Here is a 14,088-nt window from a genome sequence, read left to right as displayed (position 1 = left end):
TATGTCAACCATCAAGGATGCATACTTGAAAGAGATTGAGCAACGTGGTTATAACGTTGATCCAATTCAATTACGAGTGGCAGAAGAGTACGATAAGTTAAAAACGAAGATTATGAATGATGAACCTGCGGTAGATTCTAGCAAGGTTTCATTTTTCCAAAAATTGATGAAAACCGTGCCTGATAATGCCAAGCGTTATCAAGATCCTCGCGGTATTTATATTTATGGTCGTGTTGGTCGCGGTAAAACATTCTTGATGGATCTGTTTTATAACAATGTTGATGTCCCTAAAGTCCGTAGTCACTATTATCACTTCATGCAGGATGTGCATAATGAACTCCGTAGCTTTGCAGGTGAAAGTGATCCATTAAAATTAGTGGCAAAAAGCTATGCGAAAAAATGCAAAGTGCTTTGTGTGGATGAATTCCATGTAATTGATATTACAGATGCGATGATTCTTTATCGTTTACTCGAAGCATTCTTGGATGAAGGTATTTTCTTCATCACAACTTCAAACCGTGAACCTGATGAATTGTATAAAAATGGTTTACAACGTGAAAAATTTTTACCTGCAATTGAAATCATTAAGAAGCGCTTAGTTTCTGTGCCTTTAGATAGTGATAATGACTATCGTATGCGCCATTTGGAAGCCGCGGATGTTTGGTTTACAGGTTCTTCAGAGGAACAGCAAAAGCATTTTGAAGCTGCATTTGATGAGTTAGTAGGCCATAGTGATGGCCCAATCACACGCGATATTAATGGTCACTCATTTGAAATGCTCAAAGTAGGCGGTGATGCAACGTGGTTCACATTTAAAGAAGCTTGTGAAAAGCCAAGAGCTTCACAGGATTTCATTAAGCTAGCATCTGAATATGGCACAGTGTTTTTAAGCGCAGTGCCATTGTTGAATCGTGATCGTCAAAATGAAGCGCGCCGCTTTGTGATTATGATCGATGAATTCTATGATCAAGGCGTTAAAGTTGTGATTGGTGCAGAAACTTCCTTGGCAGATTTATATGAATCCAAAGGCACCAATGCATTAGATTTTGAATTCGATCGCACAATGAGCCGCTTGATCGAAATGCAGTCAGAAACTTACTTACATCAACCAAAACGTCAGGCATAAGGGAACGTAATGAGCACTTTTAGTTTAGAGAAATCAGTGAAAAATTTTATTGCTGATTTAGCAAAAACAAATTTCCAAGGTGATGTGGATGCCAATGAAGCAGCGCGATTGGTTCACTCAGTAGATAACTCCATTTATGAAGTGAAGCCAGCAGCTGTTATTTATCCTAAAAATAGTGATGATGTGGCGATTGTGACACAACTGTTATCACAACCAGAGCATCATCAAGTGAACATTACAGCCAAAGGCGGTGGCACGGGGACAAATGGTCAATCCTTGAATCAAGGGATCATTTTTGATCTATCTCGCCATATGAATCAGATTCTGGCATTCGATGCTGAAAAGCACCAAGTGATTGTACAAACAGGCGTTGTGAAAGATCAATTGAATGCATTTTTGAAGACACATGGCTTTTTCTTTGCGCCTGAATTATCTACATCGAATCGCGCAACGATTGGTGGGATGATCAACACAGATGCTTCAGGGCAAGGCAGTTATACATATGGTAAAACAAGTCATCACGTTGTTTCTCTAAGGGGTTATTTGCCGAATGGCCAATTCATCGATACCAATGAAATTGATCCATTACAGCAGCAAATCGCGGGTGTGATTGCACCTGAAGTGGATTCGATGAATGCGCATTTTCCTGAATTGAACCGATTTGTGACAGGTTATGATGCTAAGCACTTCTTTGATGATGAAAATCACAACTTGAAGCATTTGTTATGTGGTGCAGAAGGTACATTGGCTGTGCTTACAGAAGCAACATTGAATGTATTGCCCATTCCTAAATACAGCACGTTAGTATTGTTAAGCTACGATGATTTTATTTCGGCATTGAAGCATTCAACATATTTAATGGATGCACCAGTGATACCAACATCTATCGAAATTATGGATGATCGCGTTGTTGAACGTGCGCGTAATGACTTCATTTGGGAAGTGAATGCGCAATACTTTGAAGGCGTGGATTATGATCGCTTAAAAGCAATCTTGTTGGTGGAATTCAATAGTGATGATGAAGTTGAGTTACAAAAATCTGTAGAATCATTTGCTGATTATATGAAGGCAAGTAACTATGTTTCACTATTATCATCGAATGTATTGAATGGCGATGCAGCAATTAAGAACATTTATGCGCTGCGTAAACGTGCAGTTGGCTTGTTGGGTAATATCAAGGGCGAGCGCAGAACGATGGCATTTGTGGAAGATTGCGCTGTGCCACCAGAAAGCTTGGCAGATTTCATCGTAGAATTCAAAGCGGTATTGGATAAAGAAGATCTCATTTATGGTATGTTTGGCCACGTAGATGCGGGTGTATTGCATGTTCGTCCAGCTTTAGATCTCAAAACAGATGCAGATCGTGAAAGAATCCGTAAAGTCAGCGATCAAGTTTATGATTTGTGCGTGAAATATAAAGGTGCATTGTGGGGTGAGCATGGTAAAGGTGTTCGTTCTGAATATTGTGAGCCTTATTTTGGTGAGTTTTACCCAATCATTCGTGCCATTAAAACAGCATTTGATCCACACAATCAGATGAATCCTGGAAAAATTGCAGCGCCATTAGGTTCGGATTCAGCTTTATATAAAGTGGATTCAACGCCAATGCGCGGGCAAAAAGATCAATTGATCACAGAGAAAATGTGGAATGAATATCGCCGTGTGAATTTCTGTAATGGTAATGGTGCGTGTTTTAACTATGATCTACATTCGCCGATGTGCCCAAGCTATAAAGCCACGCGTGATCGTGTTCAATCACCGAAAGGTCGCGCTGTGTTGCTCAAAGAATGGGAGCGCCGTCGTTGTACAGATCAAAATACGCCAGAGTTTGAAGATGAGATTTTCACAGCATTGGAAACTTGCTTGAGCTGTGGCAGTTGTACATCTGAATGTCCTGTGATGATCAATATTCCAAATGGTCGCTCGCAGTTTGTGGAAGAGTATTATAAAACGCGCCGTCGTCCTTTGGTGGATCGTATTTTGGCTCAAGCTGAAGAAAATGCACCATTGATGTATAAAATGCGTAGCATCACTAATCCACTCTTTAAATTGCCAATGACGCAAGCCATTATGAAAAAGATTGGCTTAACAGATGCAACAATGCCACAAGATAATGGTATGCCAGCCTTGGTGAAGGCAGGGAAGTTGGTTGAATGGAATATTGCTGATATTGAACGTTTAACAGCAGAATCTATCAAAGATGCTAAAAATTCGGTGATCATTGTGCCAGATGCTTTGACCGAGTATTTTGATGGTAAAGTTCTCAAAGATTGCGTGGAATTACTGCATTCATTAGGTTTGACAGTTTATTTAGCACCTTATCAAAATTCAGGGAAGGCTTATCATGTTTTGGGTATGCGTGATCAATTCACATTGTCTGCTGAGAAACAGAATAAATTGCTATTGAAAATGGCGAAACTGAATGTGCCAATGATTGGTATTGAACCACCAATTACTGTGCTTTATCGTAAAGATTATAAGCAGATGTTTGGCGAAGCTGTGGATGTTCAGTTGGTGCAAGAATTCTTAGTAGATTATTTGAGTCAAAAAGATCAAGCAGTGCAAAAAGAATTGAAAGATAAGTTCTATTTGTTGAGCCATTGTATGGAAAAAACTGCGGTGCCAAATGCGCCAAGTTTATGGCAACAAGTGTTTAAATACTTTGGTTTAGGCATTGAAATTGTACCAACAGGTTGCTGTGGAATGAGCGGAACGTTCGGTCATTTAACCAAGCAAGTGGAACTGTCTGAAAAAATCTATGATCAATCATGGCGTGTGCAAATCGATGGCATTGCAGAGAAAGATCATGTGATGGCGACAGGATTCTCTTGTAGAACGCAAGTGGATCGTTTTTCTAAAGTTTCTGCATTGCACCCAATCTCTGTATTGAATCAAAGCATACAGTAATCTAGTAAAGTTATTTCATATCATTATCCCTTCCTTTGGAAGGGATAGTTTTAGTAGTAATTTTTATAGGTTGGTGAAATTAAAATTTTTGTAAATTTCATAGCTTTATTGAGGGTATTTCATAAAATACAGGCTCTTATGTGTAAAACGGAGAGTTTTAAATAATGAAATGCCCTGTTTGTGTTGATGCAACTTTGGTAATGTCTGAGCGTAAAGGAATTGAGATTGATTATTGTCCTCAATGCCGTGGTATTTGGTTGGATCGCGGAGAGATTGATAAAATCATCGAAAGATCAGTTGAGGAAATGATGACAGATGCGCCAACAGCTCAACAAGCCGCACCGCAAAGAGCCCCACAACAGTCTCAATCGCAACCTTATCCGCATCATCATCACGAAGATGATTATCATTATAGAAAGAACAAAAAGAAAAGTTTCTGGATGGAATTGTTTGATTAATTATCATTTGAACTTTGAGTTAAGAGCCTGCTAAATGCAGGCTTTTGCATATACGAATATAATAATTTGAATAATCAAAATTTCAATTTATAATCTTTAATAGATAGAGATAATATAAATAACTATCAATATGCGATGATTCATCCCCAGAAGTTCAACTTAAGCAATAAGATCTACATTTGGAGGTTTTTATGAGTGGCAAGTTTGAGATTTTTCTAGCAAAAAACAATGAGTTTTATTTTCGCTTAAAAGCAGGCAATGGTGAAATCATTTTAGGCAGTGAAGGTTATACAGCAAAAGCAAATTGTGAAAAGGGTATTGCATCTGTGCAAAAGAATGCTGTTGATCCTAATCGATATGAGAAAAAGTCTTCAGAAAGTGGAAGGTTTTCCTTTAATCTTAAAGCCACAAATGGGCAGGTAATCGGCACTAGTCAAAGCTATAAAACAGAAGCTACGCGTGATAATGGCATTGAATCTGTCACTAAAAATGCACCCACAGCAAAAGTGGTTGATTTGACAGAATAATAATCATTATGAATAACAAAGCCCGCTAAGTGCGAGCTTTTTGTTTGAATCTTAGAAATGAATTATTCAATATTCACTTCAAAAGTTTGTTTGATGTTTTGTAACGTCACCATGGTTTTGAAGCCATTGATATTTTCGTCATTGAATAATAAGCGTTCGGATAATTTTTCATATTCAGACATATCTGCAACTGTTATGATGAGTAAGAAATCAAAATCGCCTGTCACTAAATAAACTTGCTGAATCGCAGGTGTTGATAGAAAGATGGTTTTATGATGATCCATTGCCACTGTATGCTTATTCTTGATACGAACTTCTACAATCAATGTAATGGGCTTGCCAAGCTTTTTGTTATCAATGATGGCAATGTTGCCTTTAATGTAACCATCAGCTTCTAAGGCAGCAATACGACGATTTACAGCAGATGGCGATAAATTGACTTGCTCAGCTAGTTCGCGCTGTGAAATTTTATTATCACGCTGTAATAGTTGAAGAATTTTTTTATCAAAACCATCTAATTCCATAAATTATTGCCCATATCAAATAATCGAAGCCGAAGTATAGTTATACATTATTTTATTGTAATGTAGTCAGTCAAATATCAAAAAATTTTAAAACAAAACCTCATGTTTAGATACCTAAATATGAGGTTTATTCCAATAACTGATTAATTATTTAATAAGCATTTCTTCGAGAAACAGGTGCAAAGCTACTTGCTTGTGCTGTTTCCCAAACAGAAGCATAAAACTGACTTGGGATATTGTCACGCAATAAAGCGCCTGGTTCAATGTAGTAATAAGTATTGGAGAATAGGCGAACTTCATTGTCTGCTGTTCTCAATACTAAGTGGTGAGGTTCTAATTCGTTCACATGATTAATACCCGCTGAGCTTAGCATTTCAGCCAATGCATGCAATGTATTACGATGATAGTTATGAACGCGATTCACTTTATTTGTAACATCTAAACCTTTTTGTCTCATTAAGTCTTGTGTTGCAATACCTGTTGGGCAAGTATTTGTATGGCAACTTAATGATTGGATGCAACCTAATGCAAACATAAATCCACGTGCTGAGTTTACCCAGTCTGCGCCAATCGCTAATGTACGAGCGATATCGAATGCACTGATAATTTTACCGCTTGCACCAATTTTGATTTGATCGCGAAGATTCGCGCCTACCAATGTATTGTGAACGAACAATAAGCCTTCACGTAATGGTGAACCAATGTGGTCTGCAAATTCAATCGGTGCTGAGCCTGTGCCACCTTCTTTACCATCCACAACGATGAAGTCTGGCGTAATGCCTGTTTTAAGCATCGCTTTGACAATTGCAGCAAATTCCCAAGCATGGCCAATACACAATTTAAAACCAACAGGCTTGCCATCGCTTAATTCACGCAATCTTTGAATGAATTCTAATAATTCAATAGGGTTAGAAAACTCTGAATGATAAGGTGGAGAGATACAATCTCTATCCATTGGCACGCCACGAGTTTTAGCAATTTCAGGTGTAATTTTATCTTTTGGTAAAACACCACCATGACCAGGTTTAGCACCTTGGCTGATTTTAACTTCAATCATTTTGACTTGTGGTAACAGTGCTTTTTCTCTGAATTTTTCAGGATCAAATTTGCCATCTTCAGTACGGCAACCAAAGTAACCACTACCAAGTTCCCAGATTAAATCGCCACCATTTTGTAAGTGATAAGGGCTGATGCTACCTTCGCCTGTATCATGTGCAAAGTTACCCAATTTTGCACCACCATTTAAAGCTAATACAGCATTTGAACTTAATGCGCCAAAGCTCATTGCTGAAATGTTGAAGATAGAGGCACTGTAAGGCTGTTTACATTCACTGCCACCAATGGTGATACGGAAATCATCAGGGTTTGGCATTGGCACAGGTGCCATCGAATGGTTGATGAATTGGAAGCCTTTTTCATAAACGTTTTGAATCGTACCAAAAGCACGATTAGAGTTATGATTTTTGGCGCGGTTATAAACTAGTTCGCGTTGGCCGTGTGTGAAAGGTACAGCTTCAGAATCTGACTCAATGAAGTATTGGCGGATTTCTGGACGGAAATGTTTAAGGAGATATCTTAAGTTACCCAAGATTGGATAGTTGCGACGAACCGCATAAGTTTTTTGTAAAATATCAGCAAAACCAATGAGAGTCAGTACGAGCGCAACGGCAAAAACTATTTTGCCAAATGGGAAGTTGAGCACGATTGATGCGATGGTTGTAGCAATTGCAATCAAGAAAAGAGCGTAGCGCCCTAAGTATGCAACAGCGGTCATGATATCTCCTTTGATAAATTATGAGAATAGCTTAGAATAAATGGGAGATATCATACTCTATATAGTTTTAAATTATAAGGATTTACCGCTCAAATGTACTTAAAGAATAAAAAGGTTGACAGCGAAAATGACTGGGATTACAAGTCAGTGCCAGCTATCCCTTTGAAAAAACATCGATATAGTACAGATAGAGCCATTGCAAAAATCATTTACTCTAAAAATGTTGATGATGCGGANTGACAGCGAAAATGACTGGGATTACAAGTCAGTGCCAGCTATCCCTTTGAAAAAACATCGATATAGTACAGATAGAGCCATTGCAAAAATCATTTACTCTAAAAATGTTGATGATGCGGACCTAAAACTTCAGTTGAGAAGGGCAAGGCAATTGGCTTATGTAGAGCCTTGGTTTCAAGAGTTTTTGCCAGAAAAATTGAAAGGACGATTATTTATCGCATCTTTGGGGCGTAAATTTTGGTTGATTGGTGCATTGGACTCTTTATCAGGGAATAATTTTAAGTTTTATCAAAAAGAGATTAGGCAAACATTAGAAAACTATTTGAATACAATTTCGCAAAAAGAATGGAGCATTCCTGAATTCAAAGTTCAAATCATGCCAAAGAAGTCACAAGAATCTGTGCCTGAATTTCCTGAAGAGCCTGTGGTGACATTATCTGTGCGTTCAAATAAAAGTTTATTGGCAGATAAAACAAATCGCTCGATTGATGATATCCTAGCTAGCATGATGGATAACGCGAAAAAATATGGAAGATAATACAACCCTCGAAGATCAACAAAAAGAAAAACGATACTGGTTCGAACGAGCCCTAAATCTACTGATGCGTAGAGAACATAGTATTGTCGAATTGAGGCAAAAATTGACGTTGAAAGGTTGTGATGCTCAATTAGTGGAAGAAATCATTGCACAATGCATTGAGGCGAATTATTTGAGTTTAGAAAGATTTGCAGAAGTTTTTGCAAGAAACCAAGCACAATTGGGTTATGGCCCTAAGAAAGTTCAGTTCTTATTGAAGCAACATCAAGTCCCCAGTGATTTAGTATCCATTGCATTGGAAGAAGCCAATTTTGATGAAGCTAAAGCGATTGCATTGCGTAAAATCGGGCAAAAACCTGAGCCGAAATTAAAGGCTGCCTTATATCGTCGGGGTTTTTGATGAAAGCGCCTGATTTTTGGCAATCGAATAATTGGATTTCAACGTTCTTGAAGCCTCTGTCTTGTTTGTATCAATCTTTATCTGAAAAAAATAAGCTCAAAAAGCTGAAAGTACAGAAGAAACTCTCTGTGCCGGTGATTGTTGTGGGTAATATTAATGTGGGTGGCACAGGAAAAACACCTGTAACGATTGCATTGATCAGTGAGTTACAGCAACAAGGTTTGAACGTTGGTTTGATTTCTCGCGGTTATGGTCGCAAAGATGAATCAATCATCGTGAGTGATGAGAAAGTTTCACCAGAATTATTGGGTGATGAGCCTTATTTGATTTATCAAAAAACTAATGTACCTGTTGCTGTTGCTAATCAGCGCTATGATGCAGGTTTGGCATTATTGGCCAAATATCCTGATTTAGATGTGATTGTGAGTGATGATGGATTGCAACATTATGCTTTACATAGAGATTTTGAAATTGCTGTATTTGGCAAGCAAGGTGTTGGTAATGGTAATGTGATGCCAGCAGGACCACTTCGAGAAAGTGTTGATCGTTTAAATAGCGTAGATGCCATCGTGACAATTGATGATACTTTTCACTTTTTGCTTCCATATTCACAAAAATGTTATAAGATAGCGCAGCGCCTTGGTGTGCCATATCAATTAAATAATTTTAAACAAATTCAACAGTGGGAAAACTTCTCGCTTGTCAGTGCGATTGCAGGCATTGCGCACCCGAGTAATTTTTTCAACGCATTATCATCGAAGAATATAGAAGTTAGCGCTTATCCCTTTGATGATCATCATACATACAGTGCAGAGGATTTTGCTAATATGGCAGAACCGATTTTGATGACAGAAAAAGATGCCGTCAAATGCACACAAATTTTACATGACCATGATGCTTGGGTTGTTCCATTAGAAACAACATTGCCATCAGGTTTTATCGAAATGATCATTCAACATATTAATTTTAAAAAAGATATTGAGAAAATCGATCCAAAGAATTTTATAGGAGACAGTGAATGTCTAAATTAACAGAAGAACAAAAAGCATATTTCTTAGATTATGCAAAAAATGATCCAAATTTTAAGGAAGAACAAGAGAAATATACTCAAGCAATTCCAAGTCGCACATTTATTCAAGAAGTTTTAAATGCTGCAAAAAAAGTTACGTTTGATGAGTTGGCTGAGATTTTAAATCTAACAGAAGATTGGCAGTTAGAAGCATTGAGTAATCGTTTATACATTATGAATCGAGCGCGCCAATTACATTGCAATTCACGTGAAGAATTTCTGCCTGTGGGCGGTGAAGATACTGTGGTTGGCTTATTTGAAGGCACAGTGGAAGGTCACGGTTATGTGACAGTGAAGGATCAAGATTCCATCTATGTTTCACCAAAAGATTGTAAAAATGTAATGCACCATGATGAAGTTGAAGTGGTGATTACTGGTGTGTTTCGTTCGAAATCTATGCGACAAGGTCGTGTTGTTAAAATCGTAAAACGCAATTTGCATGAGCTAATTGCACGTATTTCTATATACGATGGTAGCGCAATGGCTGTGCCAGAAAATCGTAAAGTTTCACAGCATTTCTTGATTTTGGAAGATGGATTAAAAGAAGCCAAAAATCATGATCTAGTGAAAATTGAAGTGGATCAAGATGCTTTGAATAAAGGTAGTTTTGTTGCGAAGGTAACTGAAGTTTTTGGTCGTAAAATGACGAAAGATATCGCGATATTGCAAGCGATCATGGAGCATCAGTTGCCGCATGAATTTTCCAAAGCCACAGATTCATTGTTGAAAACAATTTCTGATGAAGTGAGCGAAGAAGATAAGGTTGGTCGTAAAGATTATCGTCATCTACCTTTGGTCACAATCGATGGCATTACAGCACGCGACTTCGATGATGCTGTATATGCTGAAAAAATGGAAGATGGTAACTTTAAGTTGTATGTTGCGATTGCGGACGTTGCCCATTATGTAAAAAATGGCAATGCAATTGATGCAGATGCAATTCAACGTGGTACATCAGTGTATTTCCCTGATCGTGTGATTCCAATGTTGCCAGAGAAGTTATCCAATGGTTTGTGCTCATTGAATCCAGATGTTGATCGCTTGTGTATGGTTTGCGAAATGATCATTGCACCGAATGGCGAAATACTTAAATTCGAATTCTTTGAAGGTGTGATGCGTTCACATGCGCGTTTAACTTATGAATTAGTGGCTGAATTGATTACAGAAGAGAATCCTATTCAAGAGGATTACACTGAAATCATGCCACATATTTTGAATTTATATTCATTGTATAAAGTGTTACGTAAAGCTCGTGATCAACGTGGTTCAATAGACTTTGAAACAAAAGAAACTGAAATTCTTTATAATGATGAAGGTTTGATCGATAAGATCGAATTCAGAATTCGTAACGAAGCGCACATGATCATTGAAGAATGCATGATTGCGGCAAATATTGCTGCAGCGACGTTCTTGGAATCGAATGAATTACCGGCCTTGTATCGTGTACATGCTAAACCGCCTGAAGATAAATTGGGTAAATTGCGTGCATTCTTAGTGGAATACAATTTGGGTGTGGAAGGTGGTGATGCACCTGAGCCAAAAGATTATGCGAAAACTTTGGCAATGGCTTCAGAATTGCCTGTGTTTGATATCATCCAAACGATGATGCTTCGTTCAATGGCGCAAGCAGTTTATCAGCCAGAAAACGAAGGGCACTTTGGTTTATCCTTAACGCATTATGCGCACTTTACATCGCCAATTCGCCGTTATCCTGACTTAACTGTGCATCGTGGTATTAAATATTTAATCAACAAAAATAAAGAAGGCGCTGCTAAGTATCCTTATACTGAAAAGATGATGATAAGCTTGGGTGAAAGCTTATCTGAAATGGAACGTCGTGCTGATAAGGCAGTGGATGATGTGGTTGCTTGGTTGAAATGTGAATATATGCAGCAGCACATTGGTAAAGTATTGAATGGCCGAGTTGCGGGCATTACAAAATTTGGTGTATTTGTTGAGCTAGATGATATTTATATCGAAGGCTTGGTGCATATGTCGAATTTACCAGGCGATTATTATCATTTTGATGATATTCGTTATCGCTTGATTGGTGAAAAAACAGGTATTTTAATCAAATTGAATGATGAAGTTGTGGTGCGTGTTTTAGATGCAAACCCTGAAACTAAATTCATTGATTTTGAAATGATTACATTGCCGAAAAGCGCTAAATTAAGTAAGCGCGAGCGCGAAGCAATTTTAGGTGAAATTGCAGCAGCGAAAGCAATGGAAAAAGCAGCGAAGAAGCAATCTTCTAAAAAAGGTCGCCCTGATAATCGCAAAGTGAAAGAGAAACGTCGAGGTTCAAGTGAGAAGCGTAAAATGGTTGCCAAGAAAGCTGAGAAGCCAGCTAAAAAGATGAAAAAGAAAAAAGTGAGTAAAAAAGTCAAGAAGTAATCTTTTAAATGTTTCGGCATTGCTATTAATTCCTTGTGAAATGTTTTAAAATGCCGAGTTATTTTGTGTCATTGACTAGTGTAAGGATGAAAGGATTATGAATAAGCCGCCCAAGTATAAACGTATTTTGCTTAAGTTAAGTGGTGAAGCTTTAATGGGATCAGGGAATTACGGTATTGAACCTGAAACAATTGGTCGCATTGCTGATGAAATTCAATCATTGAATGCAATTGGTGTGGAAGTTGGCGTTGTAATTGGTGGTGGTAACATTTTCCGTGGTGCAGGTTTAGCGAACAAAGGTATGGATCGCGTAACAGGTGATCATATGGGTATGTTGGCAACTGTAATGAACTCTTTGGCATTGCAGGATGCTTTAGAAGATCGTAATGTTTACGTTCGTGTAATGAGCGCACTTCGCATCAATGAAGTGTGTGAAGATTACATTCGTCGCCGTGCTGTTCGTCACTTAGAGAAAAAGCGTGTAACGATTTTTGCAGCAGGTACTGGTAATCCATTCTTTACAACTGACTCAGCAGCAGCGCTTCGTGCAATTGAAGTGAATGCAGACATCATGTTGAAAGCAACAAAAGTGGATGGTATTTACACAGCTGATCCAAATAAAGATCCTAACGCTGTAAAATATGATGTTGTGTCATATAAAGAAGCGTTGGCAAAAGATTTAGGCGTTATGGATGCAACTGCATTGGTAATGTGCCGTGAAAACAAATTACCAATTCGTGTATTCAATATCTTCAATCCAGGTGATTTGATGCGTACAGTATGTGGCGATGATATCGGTACATTGGTAACAGAGTAATAGCTAATCTATTTGAGTGAATTTAAGGAAATCTAGATTATGATTAACGAAATTAAACAAGATGCAGAACATCGCATGAAAATGTCCATCGAAAGCTTGAAGAGCGCATTGCTAAAATTAAGAACTGGCCGTGCACATACAAGTTTGTTGGATCATATTGAAGTTGAGTTTTACGGTTCTCCAACGCCATTGAGCCAAGCTGCAAACATTAGTGTGATTGATGCACGTACATTGGGTATTACGCCATGGGATAAAAACATGGTTGGTCCAATTGAAAAAGCTATTTTGATGAGTGATTTGGGTTTAAACCCTGCAACAACTGGCACTTTGATCCGTATTCCATTGCCGCCATTAACTGAAGAGCGTCGTCGTGACATGGTTAAAGTGGTTAAAGGCGAAGGCGAAAATGCTAAAGTTGCGATTCGTAATATCCGTCGTGATGCGAACCAAAAATTGAAAGATGCAGAATTATCTGAAGATGAAATTCGCCGTGGTGAAGATGTGATTCAAAAAATCACTGATGCAATGATTGCAGAAGTTGATACAGTTTTAGCATCTAAAGAAAAAGAGTTGATGGAGATTTAATCCTAAATGGCAGCATCTGAATCAAGAGTGTGTCGACATATTGCCATCATCATGGATGGCAACGGTCGATGGGCAAAGAAACGCTTTATGCCAAGAACAGTCGGCCATAAAGCTGGTGTTAAATCAGTTAAGCGAGTGGTTGGAGCTGCCATTGAAAATAATATAGAAGCTTTGACTTTGTATGCTTTCTCAACCGAAAACTGGTTAAGACCAGATGATGAGGTAAGCTTTTTAGTCAAGCTTTTTATTGATACTTTGGATAGAGAACTGACTGCATTACATGATGCAGGCGTTGCTATCCATTTTATTGGTGATACACAGAAATTTCCTCATCTTTTGCAGCAAAAATTACATGCTGCATCAGAGTTGACACAAAATAACACTAAATTAGATTTAATCATTGCTTTGAACTATGGTTCACGGGCAGAGATTGTGTCAGCATGTAAAGCAATTGCAAAAGATATTAAAAATGAGTTGTTCGAGTTAGATGATATCGATGAAATCATGGTGAGCCAGCGTTTGGCTTTGCATGAATTTCCACCTGTGGACTTATTGATTAGAACGAGCGGTGAAGAGCGTTTAAGTAACTTTTTATTGTGGCAATTGGCTTATGCAGAATTCTATTTTACAGAATGTTTGTGGCCAGATTTTACAGAAGTAGAATTTAATGAAGCATTGAAAACGTATGCTGAGCGTGAACGTCGTTTTGGCGCAGTAGAAGAGTGAGAATAA

The 14,088-nt window shown here is 38.1% G+C and carries 13 protein-coding genes; 11 read left to right on the top strand and 2 right to left on the bottom strand.

Features of this window, described 5'->3' with window-relative positions:
* Nucleotide 1 precedes the first annotated feature (1 nt).
* From zapE to BZK16_RS00375, 4 genes are all read left to right on the top strand, one after another.
* The gene (gene zapE, locus BZK16_RS00390; RefSeq protein ID WP_077926934.1) at nt 2-1,126 is read left to right on the top strand and encodes a cell division protein ZapE; all 1,125 of its coding nucleotides are present in this window, start codon (nt 2-4) and stop codon (nt 1,124-1,126) included.
* Nucleotides 1,127-1,135: 9 nt separating this feature from the next.
* Nucleotides 1,136-4,033, top strand: a complete 2,898-nt coding sequence (locus BZK16_RS00385) for an FAD-binding and (Fe-S)-binding domain-containing protein (RefSeq protein WP_077926933.1) — start codon at nt 1,136-1,138, stop codon at nt 4,031-4,033.
* A gap of 164 nt (nt 4,034-4,197) precedes the next feature.
* The gene (locus BZK16_RS00380) at nt 4,198-4,491 is read left to right on the top strand and encodes a TFIIB-type zinc ribbon-containing protein (protein WP_077926932.1); all 294 of its coding nucleotides are present in this window, start codon (nt 4,198-4,200) and stop codon (nt 4,489-4,491) included.
* Between the two features lie 191 nt (nt 4,492-4,682).
* On the top strand, nt 4,683-5,018 hold the full coding sequence (locus BZK16_RS00375) for a YegP family protein (RefSeq protein WP_077926931.1): 336 nt from the start codon (nt 4,683-4,685) through the stop codon (nt 5,016-5,018).
* A 62-nt stretch (nt 5,019-5,080) separates the two neighbouring features.
* On the opposite strand, the gene BZK16_RS00370 is transcribed toward BZK16_RS00375, so the two are convergent.
* Together BZK16_RS00370 and BZK16_RS00365 are read right to left on the bottom strand one after the other, a co-directional pair.
* Nucleotides 5,081-5,542, bottom strand: a complete 462-nt coding sequence (locus BZK16_RS00370; RefSeq protein WP_077926930.1) for an Lrp/AsnC family transcriptional regulator — start codon at nt 5,540-5,542, stop codon at nt 5,081-5,083.
* A gap of 151 nt (nt 5,543-5,693) precedes the next feature.
* Entirely contained in the window at nt 5,694-7,316 is a 1,623-nt protein-coding gene (locus tag BZK16_RS00365) for an FMN-binding glutamate synthase family protein (RefSeq protein ID WP_077926929.1), read from the bottom strand.
* Nucleotides 7,317-7,584: 268 nt separating this feature from the next.
* Here BZK16_RS00365 and BZK16_RS00360 point away from each other — a divergent pair, with 268 nt between their 5' ends.
* The 7 genes from BZK16_RS00360 to BZK16_RS00330 all read left to right on the top strand — a co-directional run bounded on the left by BZK16_RS00360 (nt 7,585) and on the right by BZK16_RS00330 (nt 14,082).
* Nucleotides 7,585-8,091 (top strand): hypothetical protein, encoded by a 507-nt coding sequence (locus BZK16_RS00360; RefSeq protein WP_233145135.1) that lies wholly within the window; start codon nt 7,585-7,587, stop codon nt 8,089-8,091.
* Nucleotides 8,081-8,491 carry a regulatory protein RecX gene (locus tag BZK16_RS00355; RefSeq protein WP_077926927.1) on the top strand — a complete coding sequence of 137 codons (411 nt, stop codon included), beginning with the start codon at nt 8,081-8,083 and terminating at the stop codon, nt 8,489-8,491. Before BZK16_RS00360 ends, BZK16_RS00355 begins: the two co-directional genes overlap by 11 nt.
* The gene (gene lpxK, locus BZK16_RS00350) at nt 8,491-9,522 is read left to right on the top strand and encodes a tetraacyldisaccharide 4'-kinase (RefSeq protein WP_077926926.1); all 1,032 of its coding nucleotides are present in this window, start codon (nt 8,491-8,493) and stop codon (nt 9,520-9,522) included. Before BZK16_RS00355 ends, lpxK begins: the two co-directional genes overlap by 1 nt.
* Complete coding sequence (gene rnr, locus BZK16_RS00345; RefSeq protein WP_077926925.1) at nt 9,510-11,954, top strand: ribonuclease R; 2,445 nt, start codon at nt 9,510-9,512, stop codon at nt 11,952-11,954. The genes lpxK and rnr overlap by 13 nt, the downstream gene beginning before the upstream one ends.
* A gap of 97 nt (nt 11,955-12,051) precedes the next feature.
* Nucleotides 12,052-12,771 (top strand): UMP kinase, encoded by a 720-nt coding sequence (pyrH, locus tag BZK16_RS00340; protein WP_077925176.1) that lies wholly within the window; start codon nt 12,052-12,054, stop codon nt 12,769-12,771.
* Between the two features lie 39 nt (nt 12,772-12,810).
* Nucleotides 12,811-13,356 (top strand): ribosome recycling factor, encoded by a 546-nt coding sequence (gene frr / locus BZK16_RS00335; RefSeq protein ID WP_077926924.1) that lies wholly within the window; start codon nt 12,811-12,813, stop codon nt 13,354-13,356.
* 6 nt (nt 13,357-13,362) lie between these two features.
* Complete coding sequence (locus tag BZK16_RS00330) at nt 13,363-14,082, top strand: isoprenyl transferase (protein WP_077926923.1); 720 nt, start codon at nt 13,363-13,365, stop codon at nt 14,080-14,082.
* The last annotated feature ends 6 nt before the right edge of the window (nt 14,083-14,088 follow it).

The organism is Wohlfahrtiimonas populi, assembly GCF_002006795.1.
GTDB classification, from domain to species: Bacteria; Pseudomonadota; Gammaproteobacteria; order Cardiobacteriales; family Wohlfahrtiimonadaceae; genus Wohlfahrtiimonas; species Wohlfahrtiimonas populi.
The sequence above is the reverse complement of the archived record's forward strand: the minus strand, read 5'-3'. Positions and strand labels throughout refer to the sequence as shown.

Excerpts from the sequence above, each read along its gene's own strand:
- zapE (WP_077926934.1), top strand. The coding sequence starts at position 2 with ATGTCAACCATCAAGGATGCATACTTGAAAGAGATTGAGCAACGTGGT.
- BZK16_RS00385 (WP_077926933.1), top strand. The coding sequence starts at position 1,136 with ATGAGCACTTTTAGTTTAGAGAAATCAGTGAAAAATTTTATTGCTGAT.
- BZK16_RS00380 (WP_077926932.1), top strand. The coding sequence starts at position 4,198 with ATGAAATGCCCTGTTTGTGTTGATGCAACTTTGGTAATGTCTGAGCGT.
- BZK16_RS00375 (WP_077926931.1), top strand. The coding sequence starts at position 4,683 with ATGAGTGGCAAGTTTGAGATTTTTCTAGCAAAAAACAATGAGTTTTAT.
- BZK16_RS00370 (WP_077926930.1), bottom strand. The coding sequence starts at position 5,542 with ATGGAATTAGATGGTTTTGATAAAAAAATTCTTCAACTATTACAGCGT.
- BZK16_RS00365 (WP_077926929.1), bottom strand. The coding sequence starts at position 7,316 with ATGACCGCTGTTGCATACTTAGGGCGCTACGCTCTTTTCTTGATTGCA.
- BZK16_RS00355 (WP_077926927.1), top strand. The coding sequence starts at position 8,081 with ATGGAAGATAATACAACCCTCGAAGATCAACAAAAAGAAAAACGATAC.
- lpxK (WP_077926926.1), top strand. The coding sequence starts at position 8,491 with ATGAAAGCGCCTGATTTTTGGCAATCGAATAATTGGATTTCAACGTTC.
- rnr (WP_077926925.1), top strand. The coding sequence starts at position 9,510 with ATGTCTAAATTAACAGAAGAACAAAAAGCATATTTCTTAGATTATGCA.
- pyrH (WP_077925176.1), top strand. The coding sequence starts at position 12,052 with ATGAATAAGCCGCCCAAGTATAAACGTATTTTGCTTAAGTTAAGTGGT.
- frr (WP_077926924.1), top strand. The coding sequence starts at position 12,811 with ATGATTAACGAAATTAAACAAGATGCAGAACATCGCATGAAAATGTCC.
- BZK16_RS00330 (WP_077926923.1), top strand. The coding sequence starts at position 13,363 with ATGGCAGCATCTGAATCAAGAGTGTGTCGACATATTGCCATCATCATG.